The 14,428-nt window shown below is 73.2% G+C and carries 16 protein-coding genes and 1 tRNA gene; 7 read left to right on the top strand and 10 right to left on the bottom strand.

Translation table 11 applies throughout. From position 1 onward, the window contains the following. Nucleotides 1-5: 5 nt before the first annotated feature. From ACF1AG_RS18485 to ACF1AG_RS18475, 3 genes are read left to right on the top strand one after another with little or no spacing between them, the layout of a single operon-like run. Complete coding sequence (locus tag ACF1AG_RS18485) at nucleotides 6-926, top strand: sugar ABC transporter permease (RefSeq protein WP_359748810.1); 921 nt, start codon at nucleotides 6-8, stop codon at nucleotides 924-926. Then, entirely contained in the window at nucleotides 926-1,759 is an 834-nt protein-coding gene (locus tag ACF1AG_RS18480) for a carbohydrate ABC transporter permease (protein WP_359600803.1), read from the top strand. Before ACF1AG_RS18485 ends, ACF1AG_RS18480 begins: the two co-directional genes overlap by 1 nt. A 25-nt stretch (nucleotides 1,760-1,784) precedes the next feature. Further along, complete coding sequence (locus tag ACF1AG_RS18475; protein WP_359600804.1) at nucleotides 1,785-2,963, top strand: sn-glycerol-3-phosphate ABC transporter ATP-binding protein UgpC; 1,179 nt, start codon at nucleotides 1,785-1,787, stop codon at nucleotides 2,961-2,963. A 53-nt stretch (nucleotides 2,964-3,016) separates the two neighbouring features. On the opposite strand, the gene ACF1AG_RS18470 is transcribed toward ACF1AG_RS18475, so the two are convergent. The 5 genes from ACF1AG_RS18470 to ACF1AG_RS18450 all read right to left on the bottom strand — a co-directional run bounded on the left by ACF1AG_RS18470 (nucleotide 3,017) and on the right by ACF1AG_RS18450 (nucleotide 6,049). Beyond that, complete coding sequence (locus ACF1AG_RS18470) at nucleotides 3,017-3,544, bottom strand: NUDIX hydrolase family protein (protein ID WP_006130344.1); 528 nt, start codon at nucleotides 3,542-3,544, stop codon at nucleotides 3,017-3,019. Nucleotides 3,545-3,575: 31 nt separating this feature from the next. Further along, complete coding sequence (locus tag ACF1AG_RS18465) at nucleotides 3,576-4,388, bottom strand: SAM-dependent methyltransferase (protein WP_359600805.1); 813 nt, start codon at nucleotides 4,386-4,388, stop codon at nucleotides 3,576-3,578. 139 nt (nucleotides 4,389-4,527) lie between these two features. After that, entirely contained in the window at nucleotides 4,528-5,190 is a 663-nt protein-coding gene (locus ACF1AG_RS18460) for an endonuclease (RefSeq protein WP_391810060.1), read from the bottom strand. Between the two features lie 2 nt (nucleotides 5,191-5,192). Further along, nucleotides 5,193-5,525 carry a DUF3140 domain-containing protein gene (locus ACF1AG_RS18455; RefSeq protein ID WP_391810046.1) on the bottom strand — a complete coding sequence of 111 codons (333 nt, stop codon included), beginning with the start codon at nucleotides 5,523-5,525 and terminating at the stop codon, nucleotides 5,193-5,195. Between the two features lie 41 nt (nucleotides 5,526-5,566). Beyond that, nucleotides 5,567-6,049 carry a DNA starvation/stationary phase protection protein gene (locus ACF1AG_RS18450; RefSeq protein ID WP_359600807.1) on the bottom strand — a complete coding sequence of 161 codons (483 nt, stop codon included), beginning with the start codon at nucleotides 6,047-6,049 and terminating at the stop codon, nucleotides 5,567-5,569. Between the two features lie 275 nt (nucleotides 6,050-6,324). Here ACF1AG_RS18450 and ACF1AG_RS18445 point away from each other — a divergent pair, with 275 nt between their 5' ends. Together ACF1AG_RS18445 and ACF1AG_RS18440 are read left to right on the top strand one after the other, a co-directional pair. Continuing rightward, nucleotides 6,325-7,512, top strand: a complete 1,188-nt coding sequence (locus ACF1AG_RS18445) for a thiolase family protein (protein WP_359600808.1) — start codon at nucleotides 6,325-6,327, stop codon at nucleotides 7,510-7,512. Nucleotides 7,513-7,602: 90 nt separating this feature from the next. Beyond that, a complete protein-coding gene (locus ACF1AG_RS18440; protein ID WP_359600809.1) occupies nucleotides 7,603-8,376 on the top strand; it encodes a sulfite exporter TauE/SafE family protein in 774 nt (257 codons plus the stop codon). Nucleotides 8,377-8,433: 57 nt separating this feature from the next. Here ACF1AG_RS18440 and ACF1AG_RS18435 read toward each other — a convergent pair whose 3' ends face one another. Further along, on the bottom strand, nucleotides 8,434-9,846 hold the full coding sequence (locus ACF1AG_RS18435; RefSeq protein WP_387795271.1) for a diacylglycerol/lipid kinase family protein: 1,413 nt from the start codon (nucleotides 9,844-9,846) through the stop codon (nucleotides 8,434-8,436). 120 nt (nucleotides 9,847-9,966) lie between these two features. On the opposite strand from ACF1AG_RS18435, the gene ACF1AG_RS18430 reads away from it, so the two are divergent. Further along, nucleotides 9,967-10,779, top strand: a complete 813-nt coding sequence (locus ACF1AG_RS18430; RefSeq protein WP_391810045.1) for a cobalt-precorrin-6A reductase — start codon at nucleotides 9,967-9,969, stop codon at nucleotides 10,777-10,779. A gap of 205 nt (nucleotides 10,780-10,984) precedes the next feature. On the opposite strand, the gene cobF is transcribed toward ACF1AG_RS18430, so the two are convergent. After that, nucleotides 10,985-11,761 (bottom strand): precorrin-6A synthase (deacetylating), encoded by a 777-nt coding sequence (cobF, locus tag ACF1AG_RS18425; protein ID WP_391810044.1) that lies wholly within the window; start codon nucleotides 11,759-11,761, stop codon nucleotides 10,985-10,987. Nucleotides 11,762-11,803: 42 nt separating this feature from the next. Continuing rightward, the gene (locus tag ACF1AG_RS18420) at nucleotides 11,804-12,349 is read right to left on the bottom strand and encodes a DUF309 domain-containing protein (RefSeq protein ID WP_391810043.1); all 546 of its coding nucleotides are present in this window, start codon (nucleotides 12,347-12,349) and stop codon (nucleotides 11,804-11,806) included. Nucleotides 12,350-12,477: 128 nt separating this feature from the next. Between ACF1AG_RS18420 and ACF1AG_RS18415 the strand changes: the two genes are divergently transcribed. Beyond that, nucleotides 12,478-12,551: transfer RNA gene (locus ACF1AG_RS18415), tRNA-Pro, on the top strand. Nucleotides 12,552-12,618: 67 nt separating this feature from the next. Here the strand turns inward: ACF1AG_RS18415 and ACF1AG_RS18410 are convergent. Beyond that, the gene (locus ACF1AG_RS18410; protein ID WP_387795268.1) at nucleotides 12,619-13,560 is read right to left on the bottom strand and encodes an endonuclease/exonuclease/phosphatase family protein; all 942 of its coding nucleotides are present in this window, start codon (nucleotides 13,558-13,560) and stop codon (nucleotides 12,619-12,621) included. Between the two features lie 71 nt (nucleotides 13,561-13,631). Beyond that, complete coding sequence (locus ACF1AG_RS18405) at nucleotides 13,632-14,417, bottom strand: GntR family transcriptional regulator (RefSeq protein ID WP_359600815.1); 786 nt, start codon at nucleotides 14,415-14,417, stop codon at nucleotides 13,632-13,634. Between the last annotated feature and the right edge of the window lie 11 nt (nucleotides 14,418-14,428).

Here is a 14,428-nt window from a genome sequence, read left to right as displayed (position 1 = left end):
GCACCATGGCAGAGCCGGCGAAGGACGAAGCGAAGGACAAGAAGGCCCTGTCGGCGGGCGCCCGGCAGGAGCGGCGGCTCGGCTGGCTGCTGTGCGCGCCCGCCGTGATCGTCATGGTCGCCGTGACCGCCTACCCCATCTGCTACGCGGTCTACCTGTCCCTCCAGCGCTACGACCTGCGCTTCCCCGACCGCGCCGAGTTCACCGGCCTCAGCAACTACGGGGCCGTGCTGACCTCACCGTTCTGGTGGGACGCCTTCTGGGTGACGCTGTTCCTCACCGTGGTGTCCGTGGCCATCGAACTGGTCCTCGGCATGGGCCTCGCCCTGGTCATGCACCGCACACTCTTCGCGCGTGGCACGGTCCGCACCGCCGTCCTCATCCCGTACGGCATCGTCACCGTCGTCGCCGCCTTCTCCTGGCAGTACGCCTGGACCCCCGAACTCGGCTACCTCGCCGGGCTGCTGCCCAGCGGGGAGGCCCCGCTCACCGAGCAGTGGCCCGCCCTGTGGCTGATCATCCTGGCCGAGGTGTGGAAGACGACCCCCTTCATGGCGCTGCTGCTGCTCGCCGGCCTCGCCCTGGTTCCCGAGGAGACGCTGAAAGCCGCCATGGTCGACGGAGCCACCCCCTGGCAGCGCTTCACCAAGGTGATGCTGCCCCTGATGAAACCGGCGATCCTGGTCGCCCTCCTCTTCCGCACCCTGGACGCCTTCCGGATCTTCGACAACATCTACGTCCTCACGGCGGGCGCCCACGGCACCGGATCCCTGTCCATCCTCGGCTACGACAACCTGTTCACCGCGCTGAACCTGGGCATCGGGTCGGCGATCTCGGTCCTGATCTTCATCTGCGTCGGGATCATCGCCTTCACCTTCGTCAAGCTGTTCGGCGCCGCCGCACCGGGCGCGGAGGTGAAGCGCTGATGGCCGCCGCCGGCAGGTCGCACGCGACGCGATGGGGCGTCGTCAACGTCGTGGTGGTGCTGTACGCCCTGTTCCCGGTGTGGTGGATCGTCGCCCTGTCGTTCAAGGCGCCCAGCACCCTCACCGACGGCAGCTACATCCCCACCGACTGGACCTGGGAGAACTACAAGGGGATCTTCCGGACCTCCGAGTTCACCCGGGCCCTGATCAACTCGATCGGCATCGCCCTCATCGCCACGGTGATCGCCGTCGTGCTCGGCACCATGGCCGCCTACGCGGTGGCCCGGCTGCGGTTCCCCGGCAAGCAGGTGCTCATCGGGATGTCGCTGCTCATCGCGATGTTCCCGCCGATCTCCCTGGTGTCCCCGCTGTTCAACATCGAGCGGAGCATCGGCATCTTCGACACCTGGCCCGGGCTGATCATCCCCTACATGACCTTCTCGCTGCCGCTGGCGATCTACACCCTGTCGGCGTTCTTCCGGGAGATCCCCTGGGACCTGGAGAAGGCCGCCAAGGTGGACGGGGCGACGCCCGCCCAGGCGTTCCGGCTGGTCATCGTGCCGTTGGCCGCGCCGGGCGTGTTCACCACGGCCATCCTCGTGTTCATCTTCTGCTGGAACGACTTCCTCTTCGCGATCTCGCTGACCTCCACCGAGTCCGCGCGCACGGTGCCCGCCGCGATCGCGTTCTTCACGGGCAGCTCGCAGTTCCAGCAGCCCACCGGATCGATCGCCGCGGCCGCCGTGGTGATCACCGTCCCGATCATCATCTTCGTCCTGCTCTTCCAGCGGCGGATCGTCGCCGGCCTGACCTCCGGCGCGGTCAAGGGATGAGCCCGAAGGCAAGGAGGCAGCACCCATGGCCGAGATCGTCCTCGAGGGAGTCACCAAGCGCTATCCCGACGGATCCCTCGCCGTGCGGGACGTGGACCTCGAGATCGCAGACGGCGAGTTCGTGATCCTGGTCGGCCCGTCCGGGTGCGGCAAGTCGACCACCCTGAACATGATCGCGGGCCTGGAGGACATCACCGAGGGCACCCTGCGCATCGGCGGGCAGGTCGTCAACGACCTCGCGCCCAAGGAGCGCGACGTCGCCATGGTGTTCCAGAGCTACGCCCTCTACCCGCACATGAGCGTGCGGGAGAACATGGGCTTCCCGCTGCGGCTCGCCAAGGTCGACAAGGCCACCATCGACCAGAAGGTGGAGGAGGCCGCCCGGGTGCTCGACCTCGTCGAGTTCCTGGACCGCAAGCCGTCCAACCTCTCGGGCGGCCAGCGTCAGCGTGTCGCGATGGGCCGGGCCATCGTCCGCGACCCGAAGGCGTTCCTCATGGACGAACCCCTGTCCAACCTGGACGCCAAGCTCCGCGTGCAGATGCGCACCCAGATCTCCCGCATCCAGCGCCGCCTGGGCACCACCACCGTGTACGTCACCCACGACCAGACCGAGGCCATGACCCTCGGCGACCGGGTCGTGGTGATGCGCCAGGGCCTGGTGCAGCAGGTCGGCACCCCCGCCGAGCTGTACGACATGCCGCGCAACCTGTTCGTCGCCGGGTTCATCGGCTCCCCGGCGATGAACTTCGTCCAGGCGTCCCTGACCCCGGACACCCTGCGCACCCCGCTCGGGGACCTGCCGCTGGACGACCGCATGCGCCGCGAGCTGGAACGGCGGGACGCGCCCCGCGAGGTGATCGTGGGACTGCGGCCCGAGGCGTTCGAGGACGCGAGCCTGGCCCGCGACACCGAAGGCCCGGCCGTCACCGTCACCGTGGACGTCCTGGAGTCGCTGGGCTCCGACGCCTACGTCTACTTCAGCGCCGAGGGCGGCCCGGTGAGCACCGCCGAACTGGAGGAACTGGCCTCGGACTCGGGCCTGGCGGACACCGGCGCGGGCGGCGACCAGCAGATCGTGGCCCGGCTGGACGCGGCGACCCGCGCCCGGGAGGGACAGCCGATCGAGCTGCGGGTCGACCTCGGCAAGGCGCACGTCTTCGACCCGAAGAACGGCACCAACCTCACCCACCCGGAGAGCTGACCCCGAGCCGTCCGGACCGCCTTCCCGCCCGGCGGCCCGGACGGCGTCACGCGTCAGATCACGCAGCCCGCGTGCGCCAGCGCCTGCTTCAACAGCACCCCGTGCCCGCCCGGCATCTCGCTCTGCACCGCCCGCGACACGGCCTCCTGCGGGGTGAACCACACCAGGTCCAGCGCGTCCTGCCGAGGCCGGCAGTCACCGGTCACCGGCACGATGTACGCCAGCGACACCGCGTGCTGCCGGGGGTCGTGGAACGGAGTGATCCCCTGGGTGGGGAAGTACTCCGCGACCGTGAACGGCTGCAACGACGCCGGGACCCGGGGGAGCGCCACCGGGCCGAGGTCCTTCTCCAGATGACGCAGCAGCGCGTCACGCACCCGCTCGTGGTGCAGCACCCGGCCGGAGACCAGGGTCCGGCTGACCGTCCCGTCGGGCCCGATGCGGAGCAGCAGACCGACACTGGTGACCTCACCACTGTCGTCCACACGCACGGGGACGGCCTCGACGTACAGGATCGGCATCTGGGCGCGTGCCTGCTCCAGATCGTCGGAGGACAGCCAGCCCGGCGTGGTCTCGGTCATGTCAGACATTGCTTGATCATACTTTCGAGGGTCAGGGCTTCACGGCCACCGCGCCGTACTGGGGCACCACCGGATCGGCGCCGGGTTCGGCGCGCCACCGGGAACAGGAGACCAGACCGGGCTCGACCAGCTCCAGTCCGTCGAAGAACGCGGTGATGTCCGCCGCACCCCGGGCGGTGATCGGGGGAGTGGCGTTCGCGTTCCAGAAATCCATCGCCGGCACCTGGAGTTCCCCGCCCACCTCGGCGTCGAACGTGGGGTGGGTGAGCACCAGGAAACTGCCGGAGGGCACCTCCGCCATGATGCGGCGCACGATCTCCCGGGCCTTCTCCGTGTCCAGCACGAAGTTGAGGATGCCTAGCAGCATCACCGCGACCGGCTTCGAGAAGTCCAGCGTCGCGGACGCCCGCTCCACGATGGCGCCCGGGTCGTGGACGTCGGCGTCGATGTAGTCGGTGGCGCCCTCGGACGTGCCGGTCAGCAGGGTCCGGGCGTGGACGAGGACGATCGGGTCGTTGTCGACGTAGACGATCCGCGTGTCCGGCGCGATGCGCTGCGCGATCTCGTGGGTGTTGTCCGCCGTCGGCAGGCCCGTGCCGATGTCGAGGAACTGCCGCACCCCTCGCTCGCGCGTCAGATACGTGACCGCCCGGCCCAGGAAGTCCCGGTCCGCGCGGGCGATGTCCCGGATGACCGGGATGATCGACGCGACGTGGTCCCCGACCTGTTGGTCGACCTCGTAGTTGTCCTTGCCGCCGATCCAGTAGTTCCACACGCGCGCGTTGTGCGCCACACCGGTGTTCAGCCTCGCCGAGCCGCTCGTCGGGGTGTGGCTCTCACTCAACGGTCTCTCCCTCTCCCTCGCCCGCGTCCTGCCCGTACGGGCCGACCCGGCCATTGTGCATCGCGGTGATCACATTGTCCCGGGAACGGAGCGGGCCGCCCCGTGAACCGGGGCGGCCCGTACGGATGCTGAGGGGCGGTCAGCGGCGTCCGGCTCTGCGCAGGGTGTCCTCGGCGACGTCCTTGTCGAGCGCCGCGCGCACCAGCGCCGCGGACAGCACGGCCGGTTCCGTGCGGCCCGCGAGGCCGAGCAGCCGGTCCGGGTCCTCCGGCAGCCCGAGCCGCCGGGCGCCCTGCAATGCCTTGGCGTCCACCAGCGGGGCCGCCTCGGGCCACACCGCCTGCACCTCGCGCAGGAAGATGCCCGCGCCGGAGGGGCCGACACCGGGGAACTCCTGGAGCAGACGCCGCAGTTCGCCGACGTCACCGTCGGCCTCCGCGCGCAGCCGGCGCAGGTCGCCGCCCCAGCGGTCCAGCAACAGCTCCGCCGCCTCCCCGAGCTGGGTGGCGGTGCGCTCGTCGTAGCGCCGGTAGCCGCCCCGGCCGAGGGCGTCGACCCGGTCCTGCCACGACGCGTCCGCCATCCGGCGCGGGTCGCGCAGCCCCGCCTCGTGCAGGGCACGGGCGGTGGCCACGGCGACCGAGCCGCGGATGCGCGCGCCGAGCAGCCGGGCCAGCACCAGCAGCCGGTACAGCGGCTGCGGCGTGTTCCGCAGGGCGATGCCCGCCTCGTGCGCATACGTCTCGCCGTGCGCGTCGACGAGGACGCGCACCACTGCCCGTTCGCCGTCGCGGCCGGCCACGGTCACGCCTTGAGCGGATCGTGGCCCAGCGTCATCAGACGGTGGCGGCGGGCGGTGTCCCCGGCCACCGGCTCGTTCTCCGGGTCCGTCTCGTCCTCGACGGCGTCCACGACCTCCTCCATCACGCGCAGGTCGTCCTCGGTGAGGTCGGTGCGGCGCTTCTGGAGGATGGCCAGGACGCGCTGTCCCGTCCCGCTGCCCGCCCGGTCCGGCAGCGGCTCCGTCGTCTCGCCGGCGTCACCGACCCGCAGCCATGCGGCCAGCTCCGCCGACGTCATGTTCACCGCGCGGTGGAAGTCCTCCCACAGCGCGTCCATCTCGAGGGCGTCGGTCATCGTGTGCCCCTTCGTCCGCGTGCGTCGTGCGTCCGGGGTCCTCAGGACTCCCGGGGGTGGTTCTCCGCCTCGAACATCCAGCGCTGCTTCTCGAGGTCGGCGGTGACGGAGATCAGCAGGTCCTGCGTGACCAGGTCGGCCTTCTCGGTGGCGTCGATGCGCTCGCGCAGCCGCGTGATCGCCGCGCCGAGCGCGTCGGTCATCACCTCGACGGCCTCGGAATCGCGCAGCCAGCCCTCCGCGGGCGCCGGCAGGGAGAGGACCTTGGCGATCGTCTCCGGGCGGCCGTCCGGCGGCACGCCGATGGCCGAGGCGCGCTCCGCCACCGTGTCGGCGTGCGTGCGCGCGGCCGAGACCACCTCGTCCAGCTGCAGGTGCACCGAGCGGAACCGCGGCCCCACGACGTTCCAGTGCGCCTGCTTGCCGATCAGGGACAGTCCGAGCAGGTCGATCAGGGTCTCCTGGAGGGCCTCGCCGGAGATGCGGCGGGCCTCGTCCGGAAGCGTGCTCCTCACGACGGTCATGAAGTGGTGTTCCTCCCAGTTGATGCGCTCGTGGCGCGAGGGCGCGGACCCGCGGGCGGTGCCGGCGCGGGGCCGCGCTCCGCGACCACTCCGTGAACGCGCGGGTGCCCCCGGCCCACCGGGACAAACCCGGCCGGCGGTACGGCGGGACCAGCCGTGACCTCCAGGATCTTCCCCGGAAGGGCCGGGCGGTCTATAGTCCGAAACTAGCGGTGCTAATTAAGTGAGCCGCCGATCGGCAGCCCGGCCGTCGGCCCCCGGATCAGGAGTTTGCGTTGCGACCCGTCCACTTCGCGGCCGCCCGCCGCACCCCCATCGGCAAACTGCGCGGAGCCCTCTCCGGCGTGCGGCCCGACGACCTCGCCGCCGAGGTGATCCGCGGTCTGGTCGTCGACGTGCCCGCGCTGGACCCGGACCGCGTCGACGACGTCTACTGGGGCGCCGCCAACCAGGCGGGCGAGGACAACCGCAACGTCGCCCGCATGGCCGCCCTGCTCGCAGGCCTCCCCGAGTCCGTCCCCGGCGCCACCGTCAACCGCCTGTGCGCCTCGGGTCTGGAGGCCGTCACCACCGCCGCCCGCACCATCGCGGCCGGCGAGGCCGACATCGTCGTCGCCGGCGGCTCGGAGTCCATGAGCCGCGCGCCCTTCGTGCTGCCCCGCCCCGACGAGGCGCTCCCGCACCGCATGGAGACCTACGACACGCGGCTCGGCTGGCGGCTCGTCAACCCGGCGATGAAGGACCTGCACGGCCTGCTGGCGATGGGCGAGACCGCGGAGGAGGTCGCCGGACGGTACGGCATATCGCGCGAGCGGCAGGACGAGTTCGCCCTGCGCAGCCACCGGCGCGCCGCCGACGCCCGCAAGAACGGCCACTTCGACGACGAGCTGCTGCCCGTGACCCGCCCGGACGGCGTGGTCGTCGACGCCGACGAGTGCGTCCGCGAGGACACCTCCCTGGAGAAGCTCGGCCGGCTGAAGCCGGTGTTCCGCGCGGGCGGCTCGGTCACCGCGGGCAACGCCTCCCCGATGAACGACGGCGCCGCCGGGCTGATCCTGGTCAGCGAGGAGGCGCTCCACGACCTGGGCCTGGAGTCGCTCGGCCGCTACGTCGCCGGCGGCTCGGCGGGCGTCCACCCGGACGTCATGGGCATCGGCCCCGTCCCCGCCACCCGCAAGGTGCTCGCCCGCGCCGGCTGGGACATCGGGGACGTCCAGGAGGCCGAGTTCAACGAGGCGTTCGCCGCGCAGGCGCTGGCCTGCGTCGACCAGCTCGGCATCGACCCGGAGCGGGTGAACCCGTACGGGGGCGCCATCGCCCTCGGCCACCCGCTGGGCTGCTCCGGCGCCCGCATCCTCACCACCCTGCTGCACCGCATGCGCCGCACCGGCGCCGAGCGGGGCCTCGCCACCATGTGCGTGGGCGTGGGCCAGGGCAGCGCGGTTCTGGTCGAACGCCACTGAGGGACGGCCGCCGCGGCGGCCGTCCGGGCGGTCACCGGGTGGGAGGCGGCTCACCGGCGGCCGATGCCCGCACGTAGCATCGGTCGCCGCATGAACACCATGACCCTCTGGAACCTCACCGGCTGGGAATTCGCGGCACTGGCCTTCGCGGCCCTGCTCGTCGGGTTCTCCAAGACCGCCGTCAGCGGCGCGAACACGGTGAGTCTCGCCGTGTTCGCCGCCGTCCTGCCCGCCCGCGCGTCCACCGGCGTGCTGCTGCCCATCCTGATCGCCGGGGACGTCCTCGCCGTGCTGACCTACCGACGGCACGCCCACTGGCCCACCCTGTGGCGGCTGTTCCCCGCCGTCGCGGCGGGCGTGGTCGTCGGCACGGTCTTCCTCATGTGGGCGGACGACGGGATCGTACGGACCTCGATCGGCGTGATCCTGCTGCTGATGGCCGGGGTCACGGTGTGGCGACGGCGCCGCGCCGGCACCGAGGACGAACCCGACGGGGTGGTCACCCGGGCCGGCCGCGTCAAGGCCCGCTCCTACGGCGTCCTCGGCGGTTTCACCACCATGGTCGCCAACGCGGGCGGCCCGGTGATGTCGATGTACCTGCTCTCCGCGGGCTTCCGGAAGCTGGGCTTCCTTGGCACGTCGGCGTTCTTCTTCCTCATCGTCAACACGTCCAAGCTGCCCTTCAGCGCGGGCCTCGGCCTGATCGACGCGGACTCGCTGCTGCTGGACGCGGCGCTTGTCCTGTTCGTGGTGCCGGGCGCCTTCCTCGGCAAGTGGGCGGTGACGCGGATCAACCAGCGGTTGTTCGAACAACTGGTCATCGCGGCGACAGTGGTGGGCGGACTGCAGCTGCTGTTGAAGTGAGTGCCGGGACGGTACGCCCATGGGTGGGGTGCCGGGGGTGCCCCGCAGGGCACCTGCTCAGGTGTCGGACGGGCCGCCCCGGGGTGTCGTCTCCCTGTGGTCCTCCAGGTGCCGTGCCCTGTGGCGGGGCCAGTGGAGGTGGGTGGGGGCCGCCGTGCGGCCCACCGTCGCGGCCAGCTTGCGGAGGCGGCGCCAGTCCAGGCGGGGCGGTCCGGGGGCGACGCCCGGGCGCTTGCGGGGGACGCGGACGCGGAGGGCGCCCGGGGCGATGCGGCAGTGGACCGGCGCGGGCAGGACCATCGCCTCGCCGTCGACGCCCGCCTCGATCTCGTCCCGGTCCGCCTCGACGACCACCTCCGGCGCCGTCAGCACCGTCAGCCCCGCGGGGTCCGGGTTCAGCAGCAGCGCGGCCGCGCTGATCGCGCCCTCCACCTTCACCCCGAGGACGCCCAGCGTCCCCGAGTCCAGCCGCTCGCGCCGCCCGAGCCCGAACGGGTCGCCGGTGCGGTACGGGTTGTTGCTGACCAGGACCGCCTGCGGAGCCGTAAGCGTGGTGTCACCGGCGCGGGCGACCAGCCGGGGCCCCTGCTGCCCGGTGAGCAGGTCCGGCAGCATCTCGAGACTCGTGCCGATCTTGTCGTCCCGGTACGCGGGACTCTGCACGATCGCCGCGTACGCGCCGAACGACGCGTTGTTCACGAACGGCTGGTCCCCGGCGAACCCCAGGTCGACCCGGAGCTCCACCCCGTCCGTCAGGGCGTCCAGGCACGCCGCCGGGTTCCCCCGGTCCAGGCCGAGGTCGAGCGCGAAGTGGTTGCGGGTGCCCGCGCTGATCACCAGGAACGGGACATCGTGCTCCGCGGCCACCGCCGCGACCAGCGCCTGGGTGCCGTCACCGCCCGCCGCGCCCAGCAGGTCCGCGCCGTCGGCGACGGCCCGCCGGGCCAGCTCGGTCACGTCGTGCTGCTGCCCCGGCTCCAGCAGCACCACCCGCGCACCCAGCCGCTCCGCCTTCTCCCGCAGCCGGAACCGCCCCACCTTGCCGCCGCCCGACCGCGGATTCATGATCAGCACCGGCTTCCGGGGCGGCGGCAGCCGCCGTTCCCGCGCCGGGGTGTGCCCGCCCGTGCCGCGCAGCGCGTACCTGCCGCTCCACACCGCGAGGCCCCACAGCGCCAGTGACACCAGCAGCGCCCAGAACAGCGTCACCGCGAACAGCGCCAGCAGCCCCGCCGGCACGCACACGGCGACCAGCGCGGCCCCCCACCGCAGCGGTCCGCGCAACGTCAGCGTCCACCACACGGCCGCCGCACTGAACCCCAGCCCGGCCGCCCCGAGCACCAGAAGCGCCAGTCCGCGCAGCCCGCCGTAGACCAAGGGGGTCGCCACCGCGAGCGCCGCCGCGAGCAACGCTCCCCGCGCCGCCCACCGCTGGGCGTGATAGCCCCGCCTGCTCCACTCCACGCCCATGACTCCTTAGGTCGCCCGGCGTCATCGTAGGGCGAACAGCACAGGCGTGCGGGACGACGGCGATCACCGGCCACCGGGGTGCCCCCGGCCGCCGTACCCCGAGGCCCGTACGCTCGGCGCATGTCCCCGCACGTCCTGATCCTCGGCGGCACCACCGAGGCGCGCCGGCTCTCCGCGGCGCTGGCCGCCCGCCCCGGGACCCGGGTGACCACCTCGCTGGCCGGACGCGTGTCCCGGCCGGGCGCGCTCGACGGCGAGGTACGCGTCGGCGGTTTCGGCGGCCCCGACGGCCTCACGGCCTGGCTCCGTGAGGAGCGCGTGGACGCCGTCGTCGACGCGACCCACCCGTTCGCCGCGGCGATCACCGGGAACGCGGCCGCCGCGGCCGCCGCCGCGCGGGTGCCCCTGCTGGTGCTGCGCCGCCCCGGCTGGCAGCCCGGACCGGGTGACCGCTGGCACCCGGTCCCGTCCCTGGAGGCGGCTGCCGCCGCGCTGCCCGCACTCGGGCGCCGGGTGTTCCTGACGACCGGGCGTCTCGGCCTCGCGGCCTTCGCCGGGCTCACGGACCTGAGCTTCCTCGTGCGATCCGTCGAACCCCCCGGGCCGCCGCTGCCCCCCCACACGCACGTCCTGCTGGCGCGCGGCCCGTTCACCGTGGCCGACGAGACGGCACTGCTGCGCGAGCATCGCGTCGACGTGCTGGTGACGAAGGACAGCGGCGGCGCGGCGACCTCGGCGAAACTCGCCGCCGCCCGGGATTTGGGCCTCCCCGTCGTGGTCGTCCGCCGCCCGCCCCTGCCGGAGGGCGTCACCGCGCTCCCCGACGTGCCGGCGGTGCTGGAAAGGCTCGACGCGGCGCTCAGGGCGGCTCCCTCCCCAAGCGGGGACGGGGGCCCGTATTCGGTCGACAACCGCCGGAGGGACCCGCTGTGATGGTCAGCGACCGCCTGCCGTGCGGAGCGGGCCGGCGACGGGAGTGCGCTCGGGAGCCGAGAGTGCCGCGGAGCTTCGTCGGAGGCGGACGCGGTACGGGCGGGCCTGCACGGTGCCACCCACGGCGAGGGCCTGCTCGAGACCACCACCGACCACCACCGGCCCGCCCCGGCCCCACCCGCGGACCGGACCCGCCCCGCGGGTCCTAACGCTCGCCGGGGGCGCGGCGCAGCAGATACGTGTCCATGATCCAGCCCTTGCGCTCCCGCGCCTCGGCGCGCAGCCGTTCGATGCGCGGGGCGGCCTCGGCGACCGGACCGGAGACCAGGATCTCGTCCGGGGTGCCGATGTACGCGCCCCAGTAGATGTCGACGTCCTCGTCGGCGAAGGCACGGAAACGCTGGTGCGCGTCCAGCATCACCACCACGTCGTCCACGCCCTCCGGGAAACCCTCCTCGGCGAGCCGCCGTCCCGTGGTGATCTGCACGGGACGCGCCACCCGGTTGAGGCCCGTGCGGTGCCGGGCGACGAGGGCGGAGACGCTGCTGACGCCCGGCACGACGTCGTGGACGAAGGGGACCGTGCCCCGCTCCCGCACCTCCTCGAGGATGCCGAGCGTGCTGTCGTACAGCGCCGGGTCGCCCCACACCAGGAACGCTCCGGTCCCGTCCTCGTCCAGCTCCTCCGCGATCAGCCGCTCGTAGATGTCGGCACGGGCGCCGCGCCAGTCGCCGACGGCGGGGGAGTAGGCCGAGCCGCCCGCCGAGCGGTCACGCTCCGGGTCACGCGCCTCGACGACGCGGTACGTCCGGTCCGCCAGATGCGTCTTCAGCATGTCCCGGCGCAGCCGCGTCAGGTCCGCCTTGGCCTCACCCTTGTCGAGCAGGAAGAACACGTCCGTGTCCCGCATGGCCCTGATCGCCTGCAGGGTGAGCTGGTCGGGGTCGCCCGCGCCGATACCGATCACATGAAGAGTCCGCACGCCCCGAGTCTGCCGCACGCCCCCGGCCGCCCCGCACCCAGGTCAGGCGGCGCCCCGCAGCCGAGGCGCCCGCGCGCCCGCGTCCACCGGAACGTCCTGCCCGCGCTCCACATCCGCCGCCAGCTCCCGCGCCCAGCCGATCACCGACGGCAGGTCGATCCCGTGCGGCCGGAGCCCGCCGCCCGCCGCCCACGCCTCGGCCGCGCCCGCCCCGCGCCGCAGCAGCCGCGCCCCGCCCGTGACGTTCCCGCGCGCCGCGTGGGTGAGCCCCACCGCCATCTGGGCCAGCCCTCGCCACAGCTCCCGCTCCTCCTCGGGACCGGACTTCCAGGCGTCCTCGAACACCTCGTGCGCGTGGAAGGGCTTGCCCTCGTCCAGCAGCCGCTGCGCCTCGGCGACGCTCTCCTCCGGCGGCCGGACCACCCCTTCCGGCTGACGGGGCACGCCCTCCTCACCGTACGGCAGGGGCCGCCCGAGACCGTCGCGCGGGCGGGCGTTGCGCGCCCGGCCCTCGTCGTCGCGGTCCCGCCCGGCGGCCGCGCGGCCGGTGGACCGGTGGTCGGTGGATGTGCTGTCCGTAATGCCCATACGGCCGATTGTGCCCCGGCCCGGCGCACCGATTCGTGCCCCGCCTCCCGGCCCGGCTTCGGTCCGGCGCCGGGTGTGCGGTAAAGTGCTCATCGCGCGATCACGCGGTTCGCCCGTGCGACGCGCACCGGGACGTGGCGCAGCTTGGTAGCGCACTTGACTGGGGGTCAAGGGGTCGCAGGTTCAAATCCTGTCGTCCCGACTTGCGACACAGCAGGTCGTCGGGCCGTATCGGAGCACTCCGGTACGGCCTTTCTCGCGTCCGCGCCTCAGTCGAGCGCGATCCGGGCCCGCACCGGCAGGTGGTCGCTCCCCGTGGCGGGCAGGGGGTCGATCCGGCGCACCGTCGCCGAGCGGGCCATCACCTGGTCGATCCGCACCAGCGGCAGCCCCGCGGGGAAGCTGAACGCGAACCCGCGCCGTGGGACCTCGAGCCGTGACGTGAGCGGCTCCAGACCACGGTCGTCGACCGTGCCGTTCAGATCGCCCAGCAGGATCACCCGCTCCACCGGCTCCGCCGCCACCTCCCGTCCGAGTCGCACGGCGCTCTCGTCGCGCTGGGCCGACGTCATCCCGCGCGGCACGATCCGCACCGACGGCAGATGCGCGACGTACACGGCGACCTCCCCGTGCGGTGTGGCGGCCAGCGCCCGCAGCCCCCGGCTCCACGGCTCGGTCAGGCGGGCCGGCTTGATGTCCACCGTCCGCGCCCCGCCCAGCGGGTGCCGCGACCACAGCCCGACGGTGCCCCGCACCACGTGGTGCGGGTAGCGCGCGGCGAGGACCCGCTCGTACGCGGGCAGCGCGTCCGGGACCAGTTCCTCCAGCGCGATCAGGTCCGCTCCGGAGCCCGCGAGGGCGCGGGCCGTGTCCGCCGGGTCCGGGTTCTCGTCGGAGACGTTGTGCTGCACCACGACCAGTTCGCGCGGCCCGGCCGGGTCCGCGGGGAGGAGCAGGCCGCCGAAGAGACGCGTCCACACCGCGACGGGCAGCAGCACGGCCACCAGGACGAGGGGCGACCTGCGTACCAGGCCGTACAGGAACAGGGCGACGGCCGCCAGGCCGAGCCACGGCAGGAACGACTCCAGCAGGCTCCCCACCCGGCCCGGCGTGTTCGGCACGGCCCGGTGCGACGCGAGCAGCGCCGCCGCCAGTACGGCCAGGGCTGCGGGCACCCGTCCGCGGACCGGGCGGGCCTTCGGGATGTCCACCCGGGGCGTCCCCCTCGCGCGTCGTGATGATCAGTACTGATCGTACGGACGCGCGGGGACGGCCCTTTGGTTCACGGTCTGACCAGCAACTGGAAGTCGAAGGAGTACCGGGACGCGCGGTAGATGTGGCTGCCGTACTCCACCGCACGGCCCGTGTCGTCGTACGCGGTGCGCTGCATGGTGAGCAGCGCCGCGCCCTCCTTCTCGTCCAGGCGGGACGCCTCCTCCGCGGTCGCCGAGCGGGCGCCGACCGTCTGCCGGGCGCTGTGCAGGGTGATGCCGGCCGCGCGCATCATCCGGTACAGGCCGGTCGCCTCCAGGCGGTCGCCGTCCAGGTCGAGCAGGCCCGACGGCAGGTAGTTGCTCAGCAGGGCGACCGGGAGGCCGTGGGTGCGCCGCAGCCGCTCCAGGACGATCACCTCGGCGCCCTCGGGCAGCCCCAGGGCGGCGGCCACGCCGGGCGGCGCCGGGGCGGTCTCGTTGCGGACCACCTCCGTGGTCGGCGCCTGCCCGGCCGCCTCCAGGTCGTCGTAGAGACTGGTCAGCTCCAGCGAGCGGCGCACCTGGCTGTGCACCACCTGCGTGCCCACCCCGCGCCGCCGGACCAGCAGCCCCTTGTCGACCAGGGACTGGATGGCCTGGCGGACGGTCGGCCGGGACAGACCCAGGCGCACGGAGAGGTCCACCTCGTTGCCCAGCAGGTCGCCGGGCGCGAGCATTCCGCCGGAGATCGCCGCCTCCAGCTGCTGGGCGAGCTGGTAGTACAGCGGCACCGGACTGCCCCGGTCCAGGGCGAAGTCCAGGGTGTGCGTCACCGGTCCGGCCGAGGCGCGTGCGGGGTCACCGGCCTTCGCCATGGACGTGCCTT

It is taken from the genome of Streptomyces sp. NPDC014764, from assembly GCF_043082785.1.
GTDB classification, from domain to species: domain Bacteria; phylum Actinomycetota; class Actinomycetes; order Streptomycetales; family Streptomycetaceae; genus Streptomyces; species Streptomyces althioticus.
Note: the sequence above shows the minus strand (reverse complement) of the source record. Positions and strands in the feature narration are given on the sequence as shown.